The organism is Halorubrum sp. SP9 (assembly GCF_005435015.1).
Taxonomy (GTDB): Archaea; Halobacteriota; Halobacteria; order Halobacteriales; family Haloferacaceae; genus Halorubrum; species Halorubrum sodomense.
On the sequence record NZ_SGXU01000239.1, the window covers coordinates 1 to 653 of the forward strand.

Genomic DNA, 653 nt, shown 5'->3' on the forward strand with positions numbered 1-653 from the left:
GTGAAGTCCTCAATCGAAACTGCGGAAGAGGACGTCGAGCCCGAAGCGTTCGACCCCGAGGATCTCGTCGCGCGGGTCGAGACTGCGATTGACGCCCTAAACGGCGGGCGCAAGCAGACCGAGTTGCTGCTGGGTCTCGACGAGGTTGCGCTTTTCGTCGGGGACAGCCGTCATCGCTACCGGGAGTTCGAAGAGACGATGGAAGCGCTCCAGCGTGGCCCGAACCCGGTGGTCGTCACCACCGGTCAGTATTCACTCCCGGATACGCGTGAGAGCCTCATCGGTGAGCCGCCCGAGGACCACTGGACACACCAACAGGTTCCGCTCGAAGGGGCAGACACGGAGATCATCGTTCGAAAACGGTGGCTCCAGAAATCCGATCCCGAGGGCAGAGAGCGTGTCGAGTCGATGGTGGCGTCGATGCCCGACCTCTCACTTCATTCGTACTCCTCGGTGACGAGTGCGGACCCGGACCCGATCGAGTCCTATCCGTTCCGCGAGTACGACCTGTCACTCCTGCGAACGGTAATGCAGGAACTCATTACGCAGGGACGGTCAACCGACCGAGACTATATCCAAGGGCGAGCGTTGCTCGTTCTGGTCAGGTCGCTGTTCACCAAGTTCGGGTGGGCGTCGAAGGAGGCGGGGTCGCT

General features: G+C 61.7%; 1 pseudogene. It reads left to right on the forward strand.

Annotated features, from left to right (window positions below):
- Window positions 1-653 (forward strand): annotated as a pseudogene (locus tag EXE45_RS17365) (hypothetical protein); the annotation flags it as partial.